This is a genomic window from Erythrobacter sp. SCSIO 43205, assembly GCF_019904235.1.
Lineage (GTDB): Bacteria > Pseudomonadota > Alphaproteobacteria > Sphingomonadales > Sphingomonadaceae > Erythrobacter.
Genome location: NZ_CP063202.1, coordinates 1,062,666 through 1,085,944, shown reverse-complemented (window position 1 = coordinate 1,085,944; position 23,279 = coordinate 1,062,666). Strand labels below are relative to the sequence as shown.

The window sequence follows — 23,279 nt, the reverse complement described above, 5'->3', positions numbered from 1 at the left end:
TCGCTCAATCTGCCGTAAGTTTGTGCGCTGCAAAGTTGCAAATTCTGACATTCACTCGGTGCTTTAATGCACATTTGATGCGCATTTTGTCAGCTTTCCCCTCGGAAACTGCAAAAAGTTAACAGTATGTAAAAAATATGACTTGGGAATCCCCCCTTGCCTATGTAGCTTCCTCGACAGGGGAAACTTTTAGATAGGGGCATTTTCATGAATAATCGTATTCTAATGTCTGGTGTGGGCTCGATTGCTCTCGCCGGAGCTCTTGCTGCGTCTCCCGCGTATGCAAATGACGGGGTCGATGCCGATCTCGTAGGCCCAGTGGCCGAAGACACCGAAACCGCAGATGGTAATGACGCGCGCGCCGCCGTGGCTCCGCTCAACACCTTCTCTGGTCTTGATACTGGCGCACTCAGCGTCACTATGACCGACGTTCACGACTTCCGTGTCTCGCGCACCAGCGATGACTACATCGGCAGCATCAACGGCCCTGACCAGCAGCTGATTGTACGTGACGATGTTGGTGTGGACTTCGGCGATCCGGATGACACAGCGCCTTATGCGGTGCACATCTTCATTCAGGACAATATTAGCGGCGGCGTGTTCTTCAACTGCTCGGGCAGTGTGATCAACCCACGCACCGTTCTGTTTGCAGCGCACTGTGTGAACCAAAGCAGCGGCGGCCTCGCGACGTTCTCGTCTGAGGAATATGGTCTGCCCGAATCCGGCGCATCGACCACGATGCTCGTCTCCACCGGGCAAGACAGCTTTCCGCGCTTGATCAACACCATCCAAACCGGTGCTGGTTATGCTGAAGGCGGCGCTGCGCTCTCGACCGACGTCATCATTCACCCAACCGGAAACCTCGACAATACGGGTCTTGGATTCCCATGGGCGGACGTTGCAATGATTGCGCTTGATGCGCCCATCACTGACGTGCCTTCGCTGCCAATCCTGCTGACCCCGCTGACCGAGCTCACGCACGTTCTGCAAGTTGGTTATGGCACGAACGGTACCGGCCTCACTGGCGGCACCAATGCGGGCGATCGTTTCCTTCGCCGTGTGGGTGAAAATATGCTTGGCATGGTCGGGAGTCTTGGCGATTACATCGATCCGATCTTCCCGGACTTTGCGCCATCGACGGTATCCCTCGGCTTTGAAAGCCAGGCCTACTACTGGACCGATTTCGACGATCCGAACCGTACTCCGGAAGCAAGCGCTGGATGCGTATTTCCGGGCGACACGATTTCGTGTGAGAGCCTCGAAGCAGTTTATGCAATCGACTATTTCGATGGCGATGCGCTTGCTGGCGAAGCAGGCACGGCTCCTGGCGACTCCGGATCGCCACTGGTCGCTGACCAGCTTGCGGACTTCCCGCTCGCAATCGGCGTTCTGTCTGGCGGTTTTGACTTCTTTGGTCTGGGCTCTGCCTATTCGGATGTGAGCTTTTACAATCCGCTCTATCCATTCTTCGAGTTCATCACCGAAAACACACCATACAAGTATGTCTCGGCGAACGCAGGGGACGGCAATTGGTCCGATCCAACGCACTGGACTCAAGACCTTGATCCGGGCTTCTTTATCCAGACTGACACTGGTGAAATCGTAAACGGTATCCCGACCGGTAACGAGCCGGGCATCTTTGAAAGCGGTCCGAAACTCGGCACCGTGCTTGGCGTTGATATTTCGGGCAACGACGGGACCATCACACCCGGCTTCGAAGGCATCGACACTACCTTGCCGGAAAGCTCGGCTCTGCTTGGCCCGGGTTCGACCGGTTTTGTTCCTCAGAACACTGACGGTACACCCGGCGTCGCATTTGCGAACCCGGCACAGTACTTCGAAGTCCACCTCAACAATTCTGGCCGCACCACGGTCGACATGGATGTTGAGATCGACAAGCTGGTCGTCAACGATTCCAGCGCAGAGGTTGGCATTGGCGCTCCCTGGAGCTTCACTGCGATCCAGGACATCGAGCAATTCGGTGGTCTGGTTGAGAACGATGGCACCATCAACACCCCATTCTACTTCCTCGTTGGAGGTGAGCTTGGCGGTGATGGCGGTACCATCAACACGACAGCTTTGCTGAACGTGAACGGCCTGCTCAATGCTGGCGGCGTTGGCGGCTTTGGTTCGATGACGATCAATGGCGACTACCTGCAAACATCAGGTGGTGGTCTGTGGTCTGACTTCAGCCGTGGCCGTCGCCGCACGGTATCGGCGGACACTTACGACGTCACTGGCACTGCCTTCTTGGGTGGGACCTTGATCGTCGCTAGTGACGATCGTCGTCCACGCTTTGGCACCGAGTACACCGCTCTCACCGCTGGTGCCATCGACGGCACTTTCGATGACACAGTGTTCCTCGGCCGGTCGGCAGTTCTGACCGCTGAATCGCGGGTCGAAGGCAATGAAGTTATCGTAACGTTCGTTGCCCGCAGCCTGCGCACAATGCTTGGCCGTGGCAGCCGGATGGAGTCGCTTGGCGGCGCGCTCGACCAGATGCGTGCAACACGCTTTGCCGATTTTGTCGGTCTGTTCGACTATATCGATGCGGCTAGCATTGACACGCTGGGTGCGACACTGTCGTCGATCACTCCGCTCAATGCCTTCAACCAGACGTTTACAGCCAATGCGATGTCGCAACGCTTCACCGGCCAGATCGCTCAGCGTAACCTTACGCTGCGTGACGGTTCGCGTGCATCGGGTGCGTTCAGCGCTGCTGGCAATGCTAGCTTCGCCATCGCTGGCGGTGCCCCTGCTGAAATCGGCAAGATCGGCGTCTTTGGCACCGCATCCGGCATCTACCGCAATGGCGGCCAGATCCAGCAAGGTGTGATCGGCAACGGTTTTGGCGGCTTTGGTGCCTTTGGCGTCAACGGCGTGAGCACTGGCAACATTGGCGCAAACGCGTTCGAGCAAGCCTCTCTCACTCAAGCCGGTGAAATCACTGTTGGCGCTGATATGCGTTTGTCGGAAGGCTTCAGCTTCGGCGTGGCCGTCTCCAACATCCGTAACAGCCAAGACATTCTGACCGGGGGCCAAACCCAGAGCGATCTCGCTCAGTCGGTTGCGATCTACGCCAGCTATAGCGAAGGCGGCCTGTTCGCCGATGGTTATGCTGGTTCTGCAAACCTTCGTCTTGGTGCCAATCGCGAATCGCAAGGTGAGTTCACGCTCGCTTACGACAACGCTCTTGGTCAATCGGACAGCAGCCAGGTGTTCGGCGGGGTCCGCATGGGCTATGCCTTCGACCTTGCTGACGGCATCGAGATGGGCCCTGTGGCCAGCGTCGATTATCTCAACAACCGCATCGGCGGCTATGACGAGACAGGCGCAGGCGCATTTGGCCTCAGCATCGCAGATCGCACCTTCACTTCGGTGGGCGCGAAACTGGGCGCAATGGCAAGCTTCGACATCAAAACCAGCGAAAGAAGCGCGCTTCGTGCCTTCGGTTCGGTGGCCTATGCTCGTGAGCTTGGCGACACAGAAGACGTGGTTTCGGCTCACTTCTTCGGTGCAGCTGATACGCCGTTCAGCATCTCCAACTCGCTCGATCCAGAGTGGGTGAGCGTCAACGCTGGCGCGGAAATGTTGCTTGGCAACAACTTCTCAGCATCGCTGTCTGTCACCTCGGACATGGGCCGCGGCGTTCTTTCGAACGACCAGGCTCAAGCCTCGCTGAGCTGGCGCTTCTAAGCTCCAACCTTCAGCCCCGGCTGTAATCAAGCGCCGGGCCTTTCCAACAGGGAAGGCCCGGCGTTTTGTATGTGGAGCCCTCACCGCAGATTGCGTCAGCGGGTTTTGTTCAGATAAGCGCCCCCTTTCCTGACGTTTGAGACAGTGTTCAAGGGAGGAAAATCTTTAGCCCCAACGCGCGCAGCCGATGCGCGGAAACTGGCTGATAAATTAAGGGAAATTTGCGCGGTCATAGCCGCTGATTAGCAGCGGCAAGGGATGTAGGAAAACGAGGGGCTCAAGGGCTGTCTCCACACGACCGGCGATAGGTCCGGTTTTGCCTCCCTTAGACAAATAAGCAGCGACAGCGATTGGCGCGGAAAGCGGACATCGCCTTTGTGGCCAGGACTTCCTTCAATCAACGCTCAGATTGATTGAGAAGCTCCAATACCTTCGGCCATTTCTGGTCTTCGCTCCAATCGCGGAGGGTTTTCCCATCTGCTGGTCTAACCGCCCTCAGGTCAGCGCCACGAGAAATAAGCAAGAGTGCCACGTCTTCATCTGAAATGTTGAAGAGGATATGCTCCCCTTCATCGTCTTTGAAGTCAGGGTTGGCTCCAGCGTCCAAAAGGAGCCTTGCGACGCCAGCATCACTGACCTGCCACAAGACGCTATCGCAATAACCGTTTTGGCAATGTGTGATGTTTGCTCCTGCCGCCAATAGTTGTTCGACAACTGCCCTGCGGTCGCTGGCTGGATGGTTTTCGTCATTGCTAAGCAAACCGTTGGCCGCCTCAAAGAGCGGTGGATCGCTTGGAAAGCGGCTACTTTCTCCGTTTGGGTTCGCCCCCAAATCGAGCATTTCGGATACGATTTGGGGGTCAGCGTTCGAAGCAGCACTCGACAGAAGTTTGGTAGCAAAGGAACTATCAATTGGTCGCAAATTGGATGGTAGACGCAACTCTTCAAATGCAGCGTGGTTATCGGATGCAACGGCTGTGTCCAGCGCTCTCTTCCACTGATCTTCGTTCGCGATGCCTCCATTGGCAATTAGCCATTTCATCGCATCTCTATGCCCTTGGTAGATCGCTGTTCTCAGCGGGCTAGGCCCTTTTGTCTGAAATAAGGGAGCACCCAATTCCTTTAAGGTCCGCATTGTTCTCACGTCATCGCGCTCCGCTGCGGCATCCATGAGTTCGAGTCCCAAAATGCCAGCGAAATCGGCGCCCTTTTTTTGGAGTAACGGCACTACAGGAGGCGTTCCCTCGATCCAGCGATCAGTTCCAGCTGCCGCATCAATTGCATCTTGAAGTGCTTTTACCGCCTCAGGCATACCAGCTTCCCGACCGACATAGTCGACGACTGATTTCTTCCCATTGCCCGTGTCAATCGTGACCACATAGGTTGGATTGTCGGTTATTTCCGCTCGATATTCATCACGTAGGGAGAAAAACCGAGTTGCCTCAAACTGCGCCACAAGTTGGTCGATCACCTGTGGCTCTATGGTCGTCTCGTGAGTGCCTGGGACTCGCACGCCACTTTGTGTCGAGAACGCGCGATGCACATTCGCTACATCATCGGGCTCAAGATGTGGTGTGCTCTGGAATAGAACACGGCCACTTCCATAAATTGTGACTTTGTAATCCGGACAGGACCCAAAGCAGGCAGTCCTTTGGAGACTGATTACAAGCTTATCTTTATCCACGGGTGGAAAGGGAGCGCTTAGGATATGACATGCGCTTAGGAGAAAACTGCAAATTCCAATGAAAATGGCTCGCAATTTTACCTCTTCCATTTCATTTACCCATGCTTGGTTATCAAATAAGTGGCAAACATTCAAAATTGGGTCGCAAGCCGAAGGTCCCCACTGCCAAGCGCGCATGAAGCTATACCAGTCAAAAGCAATCAGAGTTGAACATCAGGGGGCGTCATAAGCCGGGTTCTGTCTCCCCATAAGGGGCGGCAGCCATTCATCTGGGCGGCCTGTTGCCAAGCGCGCTCTAGCAGCCAACCCGGGTCTTCAAAGGGCGAAACACCCTCGCCTGTGTGAACAAGCACGAGACCCCTATTTGGCCTTGCTCCGGGTGGGGTTTGCCATGACGGTGCCTGTTACCAGACCCCCGGTGCGCTTTTACCACACCCTTTCACCCTTGCCTGTGGTCCGAAGACCCATCGGCGGTTTGCTCTCTGTGGCACTTTCCCTGAATGCTGACGCGGGCGCCAACACCCGGCGGGCGTTACCCGCCACCCTTGTTTCGTGGAGCCCGGACTTTCCTCGCATACATAAGTACACGCGGCTGCCTCAGCCCCCTGATGGAAAGCCCATTATACCACTTGCGCTCGGCAGGAAAGCCTAGCGCGCGTTAACGCGCAAGCCCCTGATCGCGCTCAAGCAAAAGCTGCCACAGGATCGCGCCCAATTGCGCATCGGGCTTGCCTTCGATCCTCTCAGGCCGCCAGCGGCGCTCGAACGCCTCGATCGCCTTAATCCCCTCGGTGATGTCGTAACCAAACCTCTCCAAAGCGAGGAGGAACGCGCCGTCATTGTCGAACGGATCGGCCTGATCGAATTTCGCTGGCGTTGGCAGGCAAAGGCCATATTCAGACAGCCGCTCCCACGGGAAGAGCTCGCCGGGGTCAACTTTGCGCATAGGGGCAACATCCGAATGTCCCACCACATTGGCGCGCGCGATGTCATAATCTTTGACGATGCGGGCAACGAGCGGGACGAGCGCTTCAAACTGCGCTTCTTCAAAGCCGCGATAGCCGCCATTGGCCGGGTCGTGACCGGGGTGGTCTAACTCAATCCCGATACTGGCCGAGTTCACATCCTTGACCCCGCGCCAATAGGATGCGCCCGCGTGCCATGCGCGTTTTTCTTCGCTGACCAGTTGGATCACTTCACCGTCTTCAGTGATGAGATAATGCGCGCTAACCCCGGCGTCGGCGTCAGTCAGGCGATCAAGCGCCGTCTCGACCGGCTTCATCTCGGTGTAGTGGATGACGACCATGCTGATCGGCAATTGGCGATCATTATAATTGGGCGATGGCACGACGCGGTGGACGAGTTCGCCCACCTCCATATCGCGCCAATCGGGTGCGGGCGAACCGCTCACCCAATCATGCCCTCTGGCTCGGGCAGAACCGCGCCAAGGACCAATGCGCCATCACTGAGCGCCCATTGCAGTCCCCCACCCGCTTCGGCTGCGAGGAGAGAGATCATATGCGCAGCTGCCGTCCGGCTCGAAATTTCGGACGCTGGCAAATCGCCTTGAAGCGCCTGTCCAATGGTTTCGTCGAAGGCGAGCTTTTCCGCGGTTGCCCGCGCAACAATTTCGACATTGCCGCCGGTGCGCTCTGCCCCGATGTCGAGAGTGCCGCCGCGCACCAGAGCGTCCAGCGCGATTTGCGCAAGGTTTAGCATGACCTTGACCGCTGACTTGGGCAGTTTGGCGTCGGGCACTTGCCAATTAAGCTCCACCCGCTTCGCATCGCCGGCAAGCGAGGCGATCACCTCATGCGCTTCTTCAACCAGTACGTATTCACCAAACCCGCCTGCCGCGCCAAAGGCAAGGCGAAAGAATTTGAGTTTATCGGTGCTGGTCTTGGCGCTTTGTTCAAGCAGTTCGACGCAGCGTTTCTGCATCTCCGGATCGGTTTCATCAGCAAGCAGCTCAATCCCGTTGGAGAGCGCGCCCACTGGCGACAGAAGATCATGGCAAAGACGCGAACACAAAAGCGCAGCGAGATCGGTTTGGGAGGTCATGTATGCCTTAGTCCGTGAAAGTTTGAGACACTTGAGACACTGTCTAAGCGCAAAAGTTCCTTGGGGCCACAGTAAGCGGTCAAAATTCGATCAAATGGGAGGCAAGTTGGGGCATATTTGCGCTGCATTCGATGCGATTTAGCGGTCGTTTGAAGAGTAGGAAACTTGGCGAAAACCCTGTGGCTCATCGCGCCATAAAGTCAGCTCCCCCTCACCCCAGATCGCCCAAAGCATCCCGTCACCGGCGGCGCTTTCCTGATCGGTTTTGGATGGCTTTGCGGGACCGTTGGGGTGCGAGTGAAAATAGCCGAGAATTTGCGCGCCCCCTTCGCGCGCTGCCCGGTGGGCGGCAATCAAGGCTTGCGGATCGATTTCGAAGTGCGTTTCCGGCGAGGGATGAACGTTGCGCGTTTCTTGAAAGTGTGTGACGCTGCTGGCCTCGCCCAGCAAGATACCGCAGGCTTCTTCTGGGAATGCTCGCCGCGCAGCCTCTTCCAGCGCTCCCATCACCTCTCTTGTCACCCGTGTTTCCATCGCGCATGGGTTTAGCCATGTCTGACCCCCAAGTCATCACGGGCAAAATTCCTATCTCCGCAAGGCTCGACAAGGCTTTGGCGGAGGCGATTGAGTTGTCGCGCGCGCGGGTCCAGGCTCTCATTGCCGATGGGCGGGTGGAGATAGACGGTAAACCCGCCACCTCGCCAAGCGCCAAGGTGGCTGAGGGCGCTCAGTTCCGCATAGATGTCCCCGCTGCTGTCGAAGCAGAGGCAAAGCCGCAGGACATTCCGCTCGACGTGGCGTTTGAGGACGAGCACCTGATCGTCGTCAACAAGCCCGCTGGCATGGTGGTGCACCCCGCTGCTGGCAATCCCGATGGTACCTTGGTGAACGCCCTCCTCCACCACTGCGCCAAAAACGGGAGGGGCCAGTTGTCAGGGATCGGCGGCGTCGCGCGCCCCGGCATCGTCCATCGCATCGACAAGGACACATCGGGCCTGCTCGTGGTGGCTAAATCCGATGCCGCGCATGAAGGCCTGGCCGCTCAGTTTGCCGAGCACAGCGTTCATCGCCGTTACCTGGCAGTGTGTGGCGGGCATCCCAGCCCATCTGAGGGGACGATCGACGAGAAATTGGGCCGATCTGATGCGAACCGAAAGAAAATGGCGGTCCTGCCCAAGAATTCCTCACGCGGGAAACACGCGATCACCCATTACAAGGTGCTTGAGCGGCTGGATTCGTCCTCCCTCATCGAATGTCGCCTCGAAACAGGGCGCACCCATCAGGTCCGCGTTCACTGTGCGTCAATCGGTCATTCGCTATTAGGAGATCCACTCTACGGCAGAGCGCCAAAGTCCCTCAAACCGCTGCTTGGTAAGCTCAAATTTACCCGCCAAGCGCTTCATGCGGCCGAATTGGGTTTCCTACACCCGATTCTCAGCCAAGAGGTACGGTTTCGCGCGGATTTACCAGCGGATATGATGGAACTAATCGACGAACTCGGCTGTAGTTATCGATGAAATGCGCTGCAAAACGCACAAAAATCGAATATATGTAACCAAGTGGCCCGTACCTTCGGATGCCCATCAGGGGTTCGACAAGACGGGGTCGACGAAAGAAAGGTTGGAAAAAACGTGAGTAAAGCATCCTCAGTTCCGGCTCTCAGCGGTGAACAAAGCCTCAATCGCTATCTGTCGGAAATCAAGAAATACCCCGTGTTGACGGCTGAGCAGGAATATATGCTCGCCAAACGGTATGAAGAGCACGAAGACCCGGAAGCAGCCGCGCAACTGGTGTCATCGCACCTGCGTCTCGTGGCGAAGATCGCGATGGGTTATCGCGGCTATGGCCTGCCCGTTTCGGACCTGATTTCGGAAGGGAACGTGGGCCTGATGCAGGGCGTCAAGAAATTCGAAGCCGACCGCGGTTTCCGCCTCGCGACTTACGCGATGTGGTGGATCAAGGCGAGTATTCAGGAATACATCCTGCGCTCGTGGAGCCTTGTTAAAATGGGCACAACTGCGGCTCAGAAAAAATTGTTCTTCAACCTTCGCCGGATGAAGAAGCAGCTGGAGGCGTATGACGACACTGACCTGTCGCCCGATGACGTTGCGAAAATCGCGACCGACCTCGGCGTGCCAGAACAGGAAGTCGTCAACATGAACCGCCGGATGATGATGGGCGGCGATGGCTCTTTGAACACCCCGATGCGCAATGGCGAAGAGGGGGCTGGCGAATGGCAGGATTGGCTGACCGATGATCGCCCGCTTCAGGACGAAACGGTTGCTGATGCTGAAGAAGCCAATGTGCGGCACGAAATGCTTACCGAGGCGATGGAATCGCTCAATGAGCGTGAACAGCATATCCTGACCGAGCGCCGCTTGACGGAAAACCCGCAGACATTGGAAGAGCTTTCGCAGGTCTACGACGTAAGCCGTGAGCGGATTCGCCAGATCGAAGTACGCGCCTTTGAAAAGCTGCAAAAGGCGATGCAGCGGATTGCTGGTGAGCGCCTGCTTCCCGGCATGGCATAAATCAAGCCGCTATTAATCTGATTTGAAATACCCTCCGTGCAGGCTTAGAATGGCCACACGGAGGGTTTTTTATGCGTAGAGTTTTTGATCGATTTGGCCTGGCAGTTTGGTTTGCCCTTCTTCTCACCAGCCTTGGCATCGCCTCGCCGGCCAGTGCACGAACCGATGTAGAAAACGCGCCTGACCCTTACGTCCACAAAGCCACCAATGTCGCTTTGCCAGAGAACATTCCCGGGTTTAGGCGCCATCGCGTCGTCGAATTTGATGCCGACGGACGCGACACGGGGATTGTCTACCGCCCGACTGACCGCAGGGGGGAAATCACCCTCTACGTTTACCCCCGCCGCGGCGAAAGCTGCGAGGAAAGTTTTGCCGGAGCAGACGCTGCTGTCATGCGACGCGGTGCCAGCGTCCTTACCAGCGAGGATGTCTTCTCGATGAAGGAATTCACCGGGGCAACGCAAATTTCACGCAGTTATATTGTTGAGCCAAGCGGATATGGCTTCGAGCACGATGAACTTGTCTCATTCCTCTACGTCGCCTGCCCAGCGAGCAGCGCCTATATGGTCAAATACCGGGGTTCTTACCCAAGCGCAGATGCGGCCAAAAATATTGGCATCGAACAAAAGCTGTTCGCCGGGATCGACTGGGGTACGCTGTCGAGCCGCTAGAAGGCTCCGGCGCGCGGCCTTATTCAGCCGGCGCCAAGTCCAGCACCGCTGCAACCATTGCGCGGGTGCCTAGCGTTACGCTCGGGCGCGGCTCGATTTTGAACAAAGGCGAGTGGTGGCTCGGCACCGCAGGGCCGCCGTTCTCAGCCGCGTCGAAGGCTTCCTGCGGGGTGCCGCCCACCGCAAAGTAATAGCCCGGCACGCCCATATCCTCGGCGACAAAATAGCTGAAATCTTCTGCGCCCATCCCTTGCTGGCGGAATTCCAGAAAAGCGTCTTCGCCAAGATCGCGCTTCATCACCGCGTTGAGACGCTTGGCAAGCGCGACATCGTTATAGGTGACAGGCGTGCCCTCACTCACCACCACTTCGACCGGCATATCGTCGGGCAGGCCATGTGCCTTGCCCGTATTCACAGCGATCCGTTCGATGCTCTCAAGCAATTGCGCGCGCACTTTTTCATCATTGGCGCGAACGGTCAGCTGTAATTCGGCAAGGTCAGAGATGATGTTGTGCTTGGAGCCGGAGTGGAACGAGCCGACGGTAATCACCGCTGGTTGAAGCGGCTGGACCTCACGGCTGACGATGGATTGCAGCGCGGTCACGATCTGGCTGGCGATGTAGACCGGATCGCGCCCTGCATGAGGGCTGGCCCCGTGTGCGCCAATGCCGGGCACTTTGATGTCCACGCTGTCGGCACTTGAATACTGGATGCCTTCTGCCGCCGAAACCTTGCCGGTGGGCAGGACCGATGCCACGTGGAAAGCAAGTGCATAGTCAGGCTTTCCAAAACGCTCGTATAGGCCATCCTCCAGCATCGCCTTTGCCCCGCCCACACGCTCTTCGGCGGGCTGGACGATGAACATGACCGTACCTTTCCAATGATCCTTCATCGCAACAAGCTGGCGCGCGGTGCCGACAAGCGATGTTATGTGCACATCATGCCCGCACGCGTGCATCACCGGATATTCTTTGCCGTCCTGACCCACTTGCGTCGCCGTGGAGGCGTAATCGAGCCCAGACTTCTCAGATACCGGAAGACCATCCATGTCAGCGCGCATGAGGATCAGCGGACCATCCCCGTTTTCCAGCATCCCGACAACGCCGGTGCCGCCAACACCTTCGGTTACCTCCACGCCCGCATCGCGCAATTCCTGAGCCATGCGCGCAGCGGTCTGGTTTTCGAGGAAGGAGAGCTCCGGGTTCTTGTGAAAATGCACAAACAGTGGGGCGAGATAGCTGTCATATTCCGCTTCAACCGCCGCTTTGATTGCCGAGTGATCGACGGTGTGATCATCTGCGGAGGCAAGCACCGGAGTGCTGGCAAGCGCCAGAGCGATGGCGGCGGATGCGGTGCGGAAAAGCTTCATAATCTGGTCCCCGAAATATGGTTCGCAATATCAAGCACGCCGCGCAGCCTTGCGCAAGATACGCATTGCAATTGCGCCTTGGCCGTGCGTCTCGTAAACTGGTTCTTATGCAAGCCATCCCCCGCTTTCTGGCCCGAACACTCGCCAAGATCATCCTGTGGTTCGTGGGGCTATCGCTCCTCTTGGTGATCGTGTTCAAATTCGTGCCGGTGCCTATCACTGCAACCATGGTGATGGACGAAAATTCGATCACGAAGGATTGGGAATCGCTTGAAAATATCGACCCCAATCTCGTTTATGCAGTGATCGCAGCGGAAGATGCGAAATTTTGCGAACATTGGGGTTTCGATACCGAAGCCATTGAGCAAGCCGCCCGCGAAAACGCGCAAGGTGGCCGGATAAGAGGCGGCTCCACCATCAGCCAGCAAACCGCCAAGAACGTCTTTTTATGGCAAGGCGGCGGCTATGTGCGCAAAGCGTTCGAGGCCTGGTTCACCTTCTGGATCGAAGCGGTCTGGGGCAAGGAACGCATTATGGAGGTGTACCTCAACGTCGCGGAAACCGGCATTGGCACATATGGCGCTGAAGCGGGTGCACAGCGCTATTTCGGACATTCCGCCGCGCGGCTTTCCCCTGACGAGGCCTCCCGCATGGCGGTTGCCCTGCCTCAGCCAAAGAAACGTTCGGTCAAAAACCCCGGCGGATGGCTGCTGCGCCACGGCAACCGGATTGAACGCGCGATTGGCGATGTCAAGCTCGGCGGTCGCGCATCATGTGTCTATGAATAGGAACTTTTTGCCCTCCCGCTCGTCCCCTTTGCAATAGATGCAAGGATTGACCTTGGATGCGCTCTTGCGCACATCGCAAATCCTTACGAGAGGATGACACATTCCCGTGCAAACGCACACACCCGCCTGCCTGACACTGCATCTCGCACCGCGTGAGCGGTCCGAACGGGTGCAGCTGTTCTGATGGCTGAAGGACTGGACAAGAAGGCAGCGGATCTTGCCCGCGAAAAACTGCGCGCGGCGATGGTGCGCCTTGCCGAAGGCGACAGCGCTGCGCTTGAGGAAATATACGAAGCGACACGGGTGAAGCTTTTCGGAATTTGTCTGCGTATCTTGGGCGACAGGAAAGAAGCAGAAGACGCCTTGCAAGACGTGTACATCAATCTTTGGCAGAAAGCCGACCGGTACGACCCTGAGCGGGCGAGCCCGATTTCGTGGCTCGCCACATTCGCGCGCAACCGTGCGATTGACCGCCTGCGCACAGGGAAAGTGCGCCAAGGCGCGGTGCCCGTGGAAGAGGCCCTGCCCCTGCCCGATGATCGCCCCATGGCCGATGATTTGTTGGTGGACGCTGAAAATACAGCACAAATTCACAAGTGTATCGAAGGCCTTGATGAGCGTACCCGCACCCACATCCGCAGCGCTTTTTTCGATGGCTTCACCTATGCCGAACTGGCCGAGAGGGCTGATGTGCCGCTTGGTACGATGAAAAGCTGGATCCGCCGTGGCCTCAAAAAGCTGCGCGCCTGTCTTGAGGCGAGTGAGGCGGCATGAGCAGCGACAAGACGCCTTTCAACGACGCGCCGTTCGACGATGCTGAACGCGACAACCCAATGCTTGCCGCAGAGCACGCGCTTGGGCTTCTCGAAGGCGAAGAGCTCGCACAATCGCGCGCCAAGCTTTTAAGCGATCCCGAATATCGCTGGCGCAAGGATTGGTGGAACAATTGGTTTGCGCCATGGACCGATGAAATGGCAGGCGCAGAGCCGAGCGATGCGGTTTGGGCACGGATTTCCGAGGCAGTAGCCGCATCGCAAGCAGAGAACGCAACTGACACCGCAATGGGCGCGATGCGAAACGTTGTATCGCTCGAAGCTCGGCTTAAGCGCTGGCAGTGGACCGCCGCGATCACTTCAGCGGCCGCTGCGGTTCTGCTCGCGATTTTGATCTTCGCGCCGGGCAGTGAACCGGGCTCCATCGCTCCATCCGGCAATGAAACTATTGTCGCCTCGAACGATCCGTTGGTGGCCCAAGTGCCCATTGGCGACACGGGCCTTCGCCTTGATGTGACCTATATCCCTGAAAGTGAGCAACTTCTGGTAGGGGCCATCGGGCTTACCGCCGATGGGGTCCACGATCATGAATTGTGGCTGGTGCCCTCTGATGGCAGCGCTCTTCAGTCGCTTGGCGTTGTGAAACCGGGCGAAGTACTGGGCCATGATCTTGAGGCCGAGATCATCGCCAATATCGGCGACGGGGCCGAGCTTGTGCTCACGCGCGAGCCCATAGGCGGCAAACCAGAGGGTCAGGACGCAGGGCCTGTGGTGGCGCAAGGAAGTTTTTCTCAGGTGTAATCCCTGAGCGCACACGAGTACGCGTGCGGGAAATTTCGTCGCAATTCCAAGCAGTTCACAAAATAATTGCAGATATTGGCTCCGCTAATGCATCCGAATTGCAAGGTCGGACGTAATTTCCAATGCAAGACTGGGAGGGCTTGCGCAAACTGGAGATCCCTAATGTCCAACAAGTCCAAGACCTTCCGCGCCGTTGCTCTCGCTGCGATTGCAGCTGCCACTGGCTTTGCCACTGTGACCACAGTGCCGCTTGCTGCACACGGTCACAAAGCCGCATCGCAGGAACAGACCCCCAATATCGTTGAAACCGCGCAAAGCACTGGCGTGCACAACACACTTGTCGCAGCCGTCACCGCAGCAGGTCTTGCAGGCACGCTCTCCAACCCCGGCCCTTTCACCGTGTTCGCGCCAACCGACACCGCCTTTGCCAAATTGCCCGATGGCACAGTTGCAACGCTGCTTCGTCCTGAAAACAAGGGCACGCTTACCAATGTGCTCGTCTATCATGCTGTGTCGGGGTCAGTGACTTCGGACGATCTTGTTCGCCTGATCAACAAGCACGGTGGCGAAGCGACAATCGAGACGCTCGCAGGTCAGAAGCTCACTGCACGCCTTTCGGGTGACACCATTGTCATCACCGATGCCAAAGGCCGCGCGACCGCTGTGACCACGGCCAATGTCGAGACGGCCAACGGCATTATTCACGTGACTGACGGTGTATTTTTGCCTGCGTAAATACGTTTCCTGACCAACCCCGGGCGTCTTCTCCTTCCGTTCCCCCTCCCTCATGGAAAGACGCCTGACCTTGCCCCGCTCAGCTTTTCGTTCGTGAAGCTGGGCGGGGTTTTGAGTCTTGGTGGTTACGCTCGCCCATCCGGGCGAGCATCCTCGCTTGACGCGCAGCGAAGCTGCGCCTGCTGCGGACGGCCAGTCGGCCTTGCGGCTGCTGAGCAGCCGTTTCGGTCATTAACCGAGCGCGAAGTCGACGGCTGCCTTACAATGCAGCGCGGTCGTATCAAACAGCGGCAGCGGGCTGTGGCACTGCTCGATCAAAAGCATGATTTCAGTGCACGCGAGCGCAATCCCTTGCGCGCCCCGCGATTGCAGATCGGCGATCACATCACAGTAGAATGCGCGCGATTTGGGACAGACTTTTCCTGCACATAGCTCGTCAAAAATGATCCGGTGAATCTCTGCGCGGTGGCTTTCATCAGGGACCACCACCTTCAGTCCATGCTGCGCGAGGCGCTCTGCGTAAAATGGCTGTTCCATGGTGAAGCGAGTGGCCATGAGGCCGACCGTATCGTGTCCAGCCGCCTTGAACCCTGCTGCGAGCGGGTCGGCGATATGGAGCAATGGGCATGAAATATGCGCCTCAACCTGCGGCGCGACGAGGTGCATGGTGTTGGTTGCAATCAGGATGCAATCGGCCCCTGCCTTCTCCAGACCCGCCGCCGCTTGCCCAAGGATGTCGCCCAACTGCTCCCACTCATCAGCCCGCTGAAGCGCGGCGATGTGGTCGAAATCGAAGGAGTGCATCACCAGCGGCGCAGAGACGATCCCGCCTTTGCGCGCGCGGACTTCGCGGTTGATCAGCGCGTAATACTGCGCCGAGCTTTCCCAGCTCATTCCGCCGAGGATGCCGATTGTTTTCATGTGTATGATCTAACCCTGCCGCTGTGCCCAGCGGGTATGTAGCCACAGGATCAAAGCCTGCGCCACGAGAAAGGTCGCACAGCACACGATTACCCCACCCAGAGGATCTCCATTGCGCACCTCTTCCGGGATAGCTGACATAGCGACAGTCACCACGACCAACATGATCGAGAAAACACTAGGCAAAAGCCAGGCCATGACGCTTCGGGATGAATAGCGGGTTGGTTCCCCGCGAAAGTCATAATGCGCGGGAAGCTCTTTGAAGCAAGCAAACCTTCGTTCGGTCCATAGCCCTGAGGCTAGCAAGGCAGCGATGGTCGCAATAATAAGCACCAATTCGATGGTGCCCGGCATGGCTTAAGCCGCCTCTTCCTTCGCGTCGCCGCCGTGGACGCGCACAGGGTCTTTCTTACCCGCGACCACGTCCTCGTCGATCACGATCTCAGTCACGCCTTCCATGTCGGGCAAGTCGAACATCGTGTCGAGCAGGATGCCTTCAACGATTGAGCGAAGACCACGAGCGCCCGTTTTGCGCTTGATTGCGCGTTCTGCGATGGCTTTCAATGCCTCATCGGTGAAAGTCAGTTCGACATCTTCGAGTTCGAAGAGCTTCTTATACTGTTTCACCAGAGCGTTCTTCGGCTCCTGAAGGATCGTCACCAGCGCATCGACATCAAGGTCGTGCAGCGTGGCGATCACCGGCAAACGGCCAACAAATTCAGGGATCAAGCCAAACTTGAGGAGATCCTCAGGCTCACTCTTCTCAAGAAGTTCACCAATCCGGCGCTTGTCAGGATCGGCGACGTGTGCGCCAAAGCCGATGGAGCGCTTCTGCAAACGATCAGCGATAATCTTATCAAGGCCAGCAAAAGCACCGCCGCAGATGAACAGGATGTTGGTCGTGTCCACTTGCAGGAATTCCTGCTGCGGGTGCTTACGGCCACCTTGTGGCGGCACGCTAGCGGTGGTGCCTTCCATCAGCTTCAGCAAAGCCTGCTGCACGCCTTCGCCCGACACGTCGCGGGTGATCGAGGGGTTTTCGGCCTTGCGGGTAATCTTGTCGATTTCGTCGATGTATACGATGCCGTGCTGGGCTTTTTCGACATTGTAGTCGGATGCTTGAAGCAGCTTGAGAATGATGTTCTCAACGTCCTCACCCACATAACCTGCCTCGGTCAGTGTGGTTGCATCAGCCATCGTGAAGGGCACATCGAACGTACGCGCGAGGGTTTGGGCGAGCAGCGTCTTACCCGTACCCGTCGGCCCGACGAGCAGGATGTTGGACTTCGCCAGCTCAACCTCGCCCGCTTTGCCCGAGTGCTTCAAGCGCTTGTAGTGGTTGTGGACCGCAACCGAGAGATTGCGCTTAGCGCTTGTCTGGCCGATCACATAATCATTGAGCGTTGCAAAGATTTCAGACGGGGTCGGAACCTCGCCCTCTTTCTTGCCAGCGATGCCAGCCTTGGTTTCTTCGCGAATGATATCATTGCACAGCTCAACGCATTCATCGCAGATGAATACGGTGGGGCCGGCAATAAGCTTGCGCACCTCATGCTGAGACTTGCCGCAGAAGCTGCAATACAAGGTGCTTTTGCTGTCAGTACCGCTCAATTTGGTCATTCCTACTATTCCTCGAATCCGGGCCGGACTTGACGATACAAGGCCGGACGGATTCGGTGAGTGTATCTAGCTGCCCACATGAATCAACACATGACGACAGCATTTTTGGTCCGCAATGCCGATAATAGCGGCCAAAAAGTGCACAGGGCATTAAACGCAATCAGTCATCGTCCCGCAATGGGGCGACAATCTCTGCCATGCTTAAACCTTATTCAGGGGCGCCGCCTGAACCCTTTTCATCGGTCCCAACGCTTCCCTCGCCGGTTTCATCACCAGCCTCAGGACGCGTTTCGAAAACTTTATCGACCAGACCGAACTTCTTGGCCTCTGCTGCCTCAAGGAAGGTGTCGCGGTCCATAGCCGCTTCGATATCGTCGAGCGATTGGCCGGTGTATTTCACATAAAGGTCATTCAAGCGGGTGCGAATGCGCAAGATCTCGCGCGCCTGAATTTCGATGTCCGAGGCCATGCCGCGCGCGCCGCCTGATGGCTGGTGGACCATGATCCGCGCATTGGGAAGAGCAACGCGCATACCGGGTTCGCCAGCTGCCAAAAGGAAGCTGCCCATTGAGGCCGCCTGACCGATGCACACGGTCGACACCTTAGGCTTGATGTATTGCATCGTGTCATGGATCGCCATCCCAGCGGTCACAACACCGCCGGGCGAATTGATGTACATACTGATCGGCTTGGATGGGTTTTCGCTCTCAAGGAAAAGCAGCTGCGCAACGATGAGCGAGGCCATATTGTCCTCAACCTGTCCTGTTACAAAGACGATGCGCTCACGCAGAAGGCGTGAGAAGATGTCAAACGCGCGCTCACCCCGGCTGGATTGTTCGACGACCGTCGGCACCAATGCGCCAGTGATCGGGTCATGCCCAAACTGACCTTGTGCGCCAAAAGTTTCGCCAGAATTGCCAAACAGGTCGATCATCGAATTTAATCCTCATCCAAAATGTTGCCAGAAGGCCAGGCCGCCTATGTCGGACGCGCGGGCGCATTGTTCAAGGGCATTAACTTTCCTCTTGGGAAAAAGAGGCAAAAGTGCAAACAATTGAGCCATGAAATCACGCAGTTCCCTGCTACTCGCTGCAAGCATTGCGGCCATCGCTCTACCGTCGACACCGCTGACCGCGAAATCAGAACCATTACGCAAGCCTGCGCCAACGATAGAGATCACGCCGCAGCGCATTGACTTGCCACCGGGGGTGGAGCCCGCGACCACTATGGCGGAAGGGCGCGCGGTCGGACAAATCTACCGTATTGTCACGCTTGACGGCGGGCCGGACGGTATCAATTCGGTCATCGCGCTGGCACCCGATATCACAAGACAGGTCCGCCAATTGCAGCGGCGCGGATTGCCACTCGATGCACGCACGGTTTTGGTGAAGGACAATATCGAAACGCGCGAATTGCCCACCACCGCCGGCAGCCTTGCGCTAAAGGACAATATGACCGGCCGCGATGCACCTTTGATCGCAAATCTGCGCGCTGCAGGCGGTGTTGTGCTGGGCAAGACGAACCTTAGCGAATGGGCCAACATCCGCTCCGATGATTCCACCAGCGGGTGGAGCGCGATTGGCGGCCTCACTCGCAATCCTCACGCTATCGACCGCAATTCTTGCGGTTCTTCGTCAGGAAGCGGCGCGGCAGTTGCGGCCGGCTTTGCCTGGGCCGCGATTGGGACGGAGACAAATGGCTCAATCACCTGCCCTGCGAGCATAAATGGAGTGGTCGGTTTCAAGCCCAGCGTTGGCATCGTCAGCAGAACCCATGTGGTGCCGATTTCTTCGACGCAGGATACCGCCGGCCCCATGGCCAAGACAGTGCACGACGCTGCCCTTCTGCTAACCGCGATTGCAGGAGAGGACGAGGCCGATGCCGCCACTTTGGAGGCGGTTCGGGTCAGCGACTACACCGCAGGGCTTGCCGATTTTTCGCTTAAAGGCGTGCGGATCGGAGTGATGCGCAGTCAGATCGGCAATGATGCGCGGGTCGCACGCGTGTTTGAAACGGCGCTGGCCGACCTTGAGGCAGCGGGCGCGGAGCTGGTCGATATTGAGTTCGAGATGAACGAGGAAATTTGGGACGCGAGCTTTACCGTGCTGATGTACGAACTGCGCAAAGAGATGGGCAAATACTTGGCCTCCATCCCGGAGATTGACGGGGCAGACACACCACGAAGCCTCGCTGACCTCATCGCCTTTAACAGAAGCAGCGAGGCGGAAATGCGCTGGTTTGATCAAGGCCTGTTCGAGCTTGCTGAAACAACCACCGACCGCAAAGCTTACGAGGAAGCGCGCGCCAAGGCCCTACGAATTGCAGGGGAAGAGACGCTTGATCACTTATTGGCGACGCACAATGTGCAGTTCCTCACCGCTCCTACAAGAGGCCCTGCGTGGATGAGCGACCTCGTGCTGGGCGATCAATTCAACGGCTCAATCGGCTTTGGAACGCCCGCAGCGGTCGCGGGCTATCCGCATTTGACCGTGCCAATGGGTGAGGTTGAGCGTCTGCCAGTCGGGATCAGCTTTTTCGGCGCGAAATGGGCTGATCATGAGGTGTTGAAGGTGGGCGCGGCTTACGAGCGGGCGCGCAGCGCTGAGCTGCCTACCCCAAGCTTCAAGCGTTGGTCAGCCGAAGACTGATAAGAAAAAGCCCCGCCCAAGGAATTCCCGGGCGGGGCTTCTAGCAATTCTATAACTCTAGGCTGAAAGCTTACTTCTTATCAGCGGCTTTCTTAGCAGGAGCCTTTTTAGCCGCTGGCTTTTTGGCCGGTGCCTTCTTTGCGGGTGCTTTCTTAGCAGCTGGCTTCTTGGCGGGGGCTTTCTTCGCCTCTTCCTTCTCGTCAGACTTGGCTGCTGTCTTCTTGGCAGGAGCCTTTTTCGCAGCCGCTTTCTTGGCCGGAGCCTTCTTCTTGGCAGGGGCTTTCTTAGCCTTTTCAGCCTCAGCCTCTTCGTCCGCTTCAATCGCAGCCTGAAGCTCTTCAAGCGTCACTTCGCGCTCGGTCACTTCGGCCTTGTCGAAGAGGAAGTCGACGACCTTGTCTTCATAAAGCGGTGCACGCAGTTGAGCGGCGGCCATTGGGTCTTGCTGAATGTACTGAACGAAACGCTCACGATCTTCCTGGCGATATTGCTGTGCCGCCTGCTGGATCAGCATTTGCATTTCCTGCGCGGTCACTTCGACATTGTTCGCCTGACCGATTTCGGAAAGGAGAAGGCCCAAACGCACGCGGCGCTCTGCGATCGCCTTGTAATCGTCCTTTTCAGCTTCGATCTCTTTGATCGCTGCTTCGGGATCTTCTTCCTTGGCCGCTTCTTGTTGCAGCTGAGCCCAGATTTGTTCGAACTCGGCCTCTACCATCTGGCTTGGCACTTCAAAGTCGTGACCAGCGGCAAGTTGATCGAGCAACTGGCGCTTCATTTGAGTGCGGGTGAGCCCTGCGGTCTGCTGTTCAAGCTGACCCGTCATGATTTCTTTGAGCTTATCGAGGCTGTCGAGGCCGAGGTTCTTGGCGAACTCGTCGTCGATCTTGGTTTCGGTTTCGACCTTCACAGCCTTAACCGTCACGTCAAAAGTCGCCTCTTTACCGGCGAGATGTTCGGCCTGATAATCTTCGGGGAAGGTCACAGTGATGGTTTTCTCATCACCTGTCTTCACGCCAACAAGCTGCTCTTCAAAACCGGGAATGAATGCGCCGGAACCGATCACCAGTGGTGCATCTTCAGCTTTGCCGCCTTCAAACTCTTCACCATCAAGCTTACCGACAAAGTCGATGATCAGCTGGTTGCCTTCAGCCGCCTTTTTGGTCTTGGCGGCATCCTTATAACTCTTGTTCGAGCCCGCAATGTTGGCAATCGCCTCTTCAAGCGCTTCGTCGCTGACTGGAACGGTCAGCTTTTCAAGCTTGAGGCCTTCAGTGCTTGGTGCTTCAACCTCTGGAAGCACTTCAAGCTCAACCGTGATGACGGCATCCTTGCCTTCTTCATAGCCCTCGCCAAGCGAAACCGCTGGCTGCATGGCTGGACGCAGGTTTTCATCAGCAATGAGGCCATCGACCGATTCGCGAATCATATCATTGACCGTTTGGCCGTGGATTTGCTCACCGTGCATTTTCTTGACGAGATTCGCTGGCACTTTGCCGGGGCGGAAGCCTGGCATCTTCACCTGCGGCGCGATCTTTTTGATCTCAGCTTCGATCTTCGCGGCGATTTCAGCGGCGGTGAGCGTGATCTCGTAACCGCGCTTGAGGCCTTCGTTAGTGGTCTGCTTAATTGCCATGAGGTGGTACTTTATGCCTTTGTAAAACAGAAAAATTCATCTCAACGCCGGACCTGCCGAAGGGCGAAGTTGGTGCGGGCGAAGGGACTCGAACCCCCACATCTTGCGATACCAGAACCTAAATCTGGCGCGTCTACCAATTTCGCCACGCCCGCATATCCGAACGAAGCCGCGCGGGAAAACCAAAGGGCCTCCCGCGCGCGTCAGAACAGGCCCCCTAGAGCCCTCCACACAAAAGGGCAAGCGCCTTGGCTGCGACTAAGCACGCTTGTTTCGCGATGAAGAGGCGATTATGGGCTCTGGCCCATGAGTGACCAAACAAATCCAGCGGACGTTCCGCCCGACCATTTGTCGGTAAATCCAAGCAACCCCGCCTTCGACGCCGAGGTGCTTCAACGCGGCGTTGGCATTCGGTTCAAAGACCGCGTGCGCACCGATATTGAGGAATACTCGATCTCAGAAGGCTGGGTTCGGGTACAGGCCGGCAAGACGGTGGACCGTCGTGGCCAACCGCTTACCTTGAAGCTGAACGGCCCGGTCGAAGCATGGTTCGAAGACCTCGGTGACAATCCGCCGGTTGCCAAGAAGGGCTAGCCCCGGCTTTTGCCTTTGCAGCCCTAACGGCTGAACCGGGCAAAGGCATTCACGAACTCACGGCTCGGCTGTACACGGACAGGTCCGCGAACGCGCGGCATGGCGGGCTGTGGCTGGGACATCTCGTCTGCATAGATGAAGCCGTGCAGCGGCCAATGCGTGCGGCCCAACCCTTGGATCGGGTGATACCAGACGCGCACTTCGCTCCAGTCATTGTTGGGCGATACGTCGATTGCCGGAACGCTTCGTTCAATCTGCCCGCGCCGTCCGTTGATCTCTGACCAATTGGCATGGGTGAGCAGCACTTTGCGCGAATCGACGATTTTGCTGACATAGGCGACATGGCCAAGGCGCATATTGCGATGCGGTTTGAACACCATCACAGCGCCCTCCTGAGGGCGGCGACCGCGCGCATATTTGCCATCGGCCTGATCCCACCATGTGCGCGCATCGCCATAGATGTCCACGCCCGAAAGCTCGCGGGCATAAGGCACACATTGCAGATAAGAGGAACTCTGCGCCGCCAATGGGGCGGGGGCCGACACAAGTGAAACACTCGCCAGAGCAATTCCGGCAGCGACAAAAGGTTTAAGGTGGCAATTCATAATTACCCCTAATGACCCGGTAATCTTGATATGTGCCTTTAGAGAAGGGTTAATGCCGGGTTTACGCTGTTTGCGGATTTTACGGATCGTGACAGTTTCGGGCGGTATAGTGACAAACCTTGCCAATTCGCCCGCAAAGGCCCACT

21 protein-coding genes, 1 tRNA gene and 1 other RNA gene are annotated in these 23,279 nt (G+C 57.2%); 10 read left to right on the top strand and 13 right to left on the bottom strand.

Translation table 11 applies throughout. The annotated features are described in order from the left end of the window. The first annotated feature begins 207 nt into the window (after positions 1-207). A complete protein-coding gene (locus INR77_RS05090; protein ID WP_223072864.1) occupies positions 208-3,696 on the top strand; it encodes an autotransporter domain-containing protein in 3,489 nt (1,162 codons plus the stop codon). A 397-nt stretch (positions 3,697-4,093) separates the two neighbouring features. Here INR77_RS05090 and INR77_RS05085 read toward each other — a convergent pair whose 3' ends face one another. The 5 genes from INR77_RS05085 to INR77_RS05065 form a co-directional block, all read right to left on the bottom strand. Continuing rightward, positions 4,094-5,470: a DUF6438 domain-containing protein gene (locus INR77_RS05085; protein ID WP_223072863.1), complete on the bottom strand. Its 1,377-nt coding sequence runs from the start codon at positions 5,468-5,470 to the stop codon at positions 4,094-4,096. A 120-nt stretch (positions 5,471-5,590) separates the two neighbouring features. Beyond that, an RNA gene (gene rnpB, locus INR77_RS05080) (RNase P RNA component class A) lies at positions 5,591-5,988 on the bottom strand. Between the two features lie 50 nt (positions 5,989-6,038). Further along, positions 6,039-6,758 (bottom strand): N-acetylmuramoyl-L-alanine amidase, encoded by a 720-nt coding sequence (locus INR77_RS05075; protein ID WP_223073417.1) that lies wholly within the window; start codon positions 6,756-6,758, stop codon positions 6,039-6,041. 29 nt (positions 6,759-6,787) lie between these two features. After that, positions 6,788-7,441: a histidine phosphotransferase family protein gene (locus INR77_RS05070; RefSeq protein ID WP_223072861.1), complete on the bottom strand. Its 654-nt coding sequence runs from the start codon at positions 7,439-7,441 to the stop codon at positions 6,788-6,790. Positions 7,442-7,579: 138 nt separating this feature from the next. Next, complete coding sequence (locus INR77_RS05065; RefSeq protein WP_223072860.1) at positions 7,580-7,975, bottom strand: Mov34/MPN/PAD-1 family protein; 396 nt, start codon at positions 7,973-7,975, stop codon at positions 7,580-7,582. Between the two features lie 17 nt (positions 7,976-7,992). Between INR77_RS05065 and INR77_RS05060 the strand changes: the two genes are divergently transcribed. The 3 genes from INR77_RS05060 to INR77_RS05050 all read left to right on the top strand — a co-directional run bounded on the left by INR77_RS05060 (position 7,993) and on the right by INR77_RS05050 (position 10,643). Next, a complete protein-coding gene (locus INR77_RS05060; protein ID WP_223072858.1) occupies positions 7,993-8,958 on the top strand; it encodes an RluA family pseudouridine synthase in 966 nt (321 codons plus the stop codon). A 114-nt stretch (positions 8,959-9,072) separates the two neighbouring features. Next, positions 9,073-9,972: an RNA polymerase sigma factor RpoH gene (rpoH, locus tag INR77_RS05055; RefSeq protein ID WP_223072857.1), complete on the top strand. Its 900-nt coding sequence runs from the start codon at positions 9,073-9,075 to the stop codon at positions 9,970-9,972. Positions 9,973-10,043: 71 nt separating this feature from the next. Beyond that, complete coding sequence (locus INR77_RS05050; RefSeq protein WP_223072855.1) at positions 10,044-10,643, top strand: hypothetical protein; 600 nt, start codon at positions 10,044-10,046, stop codon at positions 10,641-10,643. A gap of 19 nt (positions 10,644-10,662) precedes the next feature. Here the strand turns inward: INR77_RS05050 and INR77_RS05045 are convergent, their stop codons facing one another. Further along, positions 10,663-12,012, bottom strand: a complete 1,350-nt coding sequence (locus tag INR77_RS05045) for an amidohydrolase (protein WP_223072853.1) — start codon at positions 12,010-12,012, stop codon at positions 10,663-10,665. Positions 12,013-12,119: 107 nt separating this feature from the next. On the opposite strand from INR77_RS05045, the gene mtgA reads away from it, so the two are divergent. The 4 genes from mtgA (at position 12,120) to INR77_RS05025 (ending at position 15,109) form a co-directional block, all read left to right on the top strand. Continuing rightward, the gene (mtgA, locus tag INR77_RS05040; RefSeq protein WP_223072852.1) at positions 12,120-12,800 is read left to right on the top strand and encodes a monofunctional biosynthetic peptidoglycan transglycosylase; all 681 of its coding nucleotides are present in this window, start codon (positions 12,120-12,122) and stop codon (positions 12,798-12,800) included. 183 nt (positions 12,801-12,983) lie between these two features. Next, a complete protein-coding gene (locus INR77_RS05035) occupies positions 12,984-13,574 on the top strand; it encodes a sigma-70 family RNA polymerase sigma factor (RefSeq protein ID WP_223072851.1) in 591 nt (196 codons plus the stop codon). Beyond that, a complete protein-coding gene (locus tag INR77_RS05030; RefSeq protein ID WP_223072849.1) occupies positions 13,571-14,374 on the top strand; it encodes an anti-sigma factor domain-containing protein in 804 nt (267 codons plus the stop codon). Before INR77_RS05035 ends, INR77_RS05030 begins: the two co-directional genes overlap by 4 nt. 162 nt (positions 14,375-14,536) lie before the next feature. Beyond that, positions 14,537-15,109, top strand: a complete 573-nt coding sequence (locus tag INR77_RS05025) for a fasciclin domain-containing protein (protein WP_223072848.1) — start codon at positions 14,537-14,539, stop codon at positions 15,107-15,109. Positions 15,110-15,340: 231 nt separating this feature from the next. On the opposite strand, the gene INR77_RS05020 is transcribed toward INR77_RS05025, so the two are convergent. From INR77_RS05020 to INR77_RS05005, 4 genes are all read right to left on the bottom strand, one after another. Continuing rightward, positions 15,341-16,030 (bottom strand): aspartate/glutamate racemase family protein, encoded by a 690-nt coding sequence (locus INR77_RS05020; RefSeq protein WP_223072847.1) that lies wholly within the window; start codon positions 16,028-16,030, stop codon positions 15,341-15,343. A 9-nt stretch (positions 16,031-16,039) separates the two neighbouring features. Continuing rightward, a complete protein-coding gene (locus INR77_RS05015) occupies positions 16,040-16,384 on the bottom strand; it encodes a DUF1648 domain-containing protein (protein WP_223072846.1) in 345 nt (114 codons plus the stop codon). Between the two features lie 3 nt (positions 16,385-16,387). Then, the gene (gene clpX / locus INR77_RS05010) at positions 16,388-17,650 is read right to left on the bottom strand and encodes an ATP-dependent Clp protease ATP-binding subunit ClpX (protein WP_223072845.1); all 1,263 of its coding nucleotides are present in this window, start codon (positions 17,648-17,650) and stop codon (positions 16,388-16,390) included. A gap of 208 nt (positions 17,651-17,858) precedes the next feature. After that, the gene (locus tag INR77_RS05005) at positions 17,859-18,584 is read right to left on the bottom strand and encodes an ATP-dependent Clp protease proteolytic subunit (protein ID WP_223072844.1); all 726 of its coding nucleotides are present in this window, start codon (positions 18,582-18,584) and stop codon (positions 17,859-17,861) included. Between the two features lie 127 nt (positions 18,585-18,711). On the opposite strand from INR77_RS05005, the gene INR77_RS05000 reads away from it, so the two are divergent. Further along, positions 18,712-20,298, top strand: coding sequence for an amidase (locus INR77_RS05000; RefSeq protein WP_255573944.1), 1,587 nt, complete (start codon positions 18,712-18,714; stop codon positions 20,296-20,298). Between the two features lie 70 nt (positions 20,299-20,368). Here the strand turns inward: INR77_RS05000 and tig are convergent, their stop codons facing one another. Together tig and INR77_RS04990 are read right to left on the bottom strand one after the other, a co-directional pair. Then, positions 20,369-21,934 carry a trigger factor gene (gene tig, locus INR77_RS04995; protein WP_223072843.1) on the bottom strand — a complete coding sequence of 522 codons (1,566 nt, stop codon included), beginning with the start codon at positions 21,932-21,934 and terminating at the stop codon, positions 20,369-20,371. A 70-nt stretch (positions 21,935-22,004) separates the two neighbouring features. Next, positions 22,005-22,089: transfer RNA gene (locus INR77_RS04990), tRNA-Leu, on the bottom strand. 151 nt (positions 22,090-22,240) lie between these two features. On the opposite strand from INR77_RS04990, the gene INR77_RS04985 reads away from it, so the two are divergent. After that, entirely contained in the window at positions 22,241-22,528 is a 288-nt protein-coding gene (locus INR77_RS04985; RefSeq protein ID WP_223072842.1) for a DUF3297 family protein, read from the top strand. 23 nt (positions 22,529-22,551) lie between these two features. Here INR77_RS04985 and INR77_RS04980 read toward each other — a convergent pair whose 3' ends face one another. Further along, the gene (locus tag INR77_RS04980) at positions 22,552-23,133 is read right to left on the bottom strand and encodes a CHAP domain-containing protein (protein ID WP_223072841.1); all 582 of its coding nucleotides are present in this window, start codon (positions 23,131-23,133) and stop codon (positions 22,552-22,554) included. Positions 23,134-23,279: the final 146 nt, after the last annotated feature.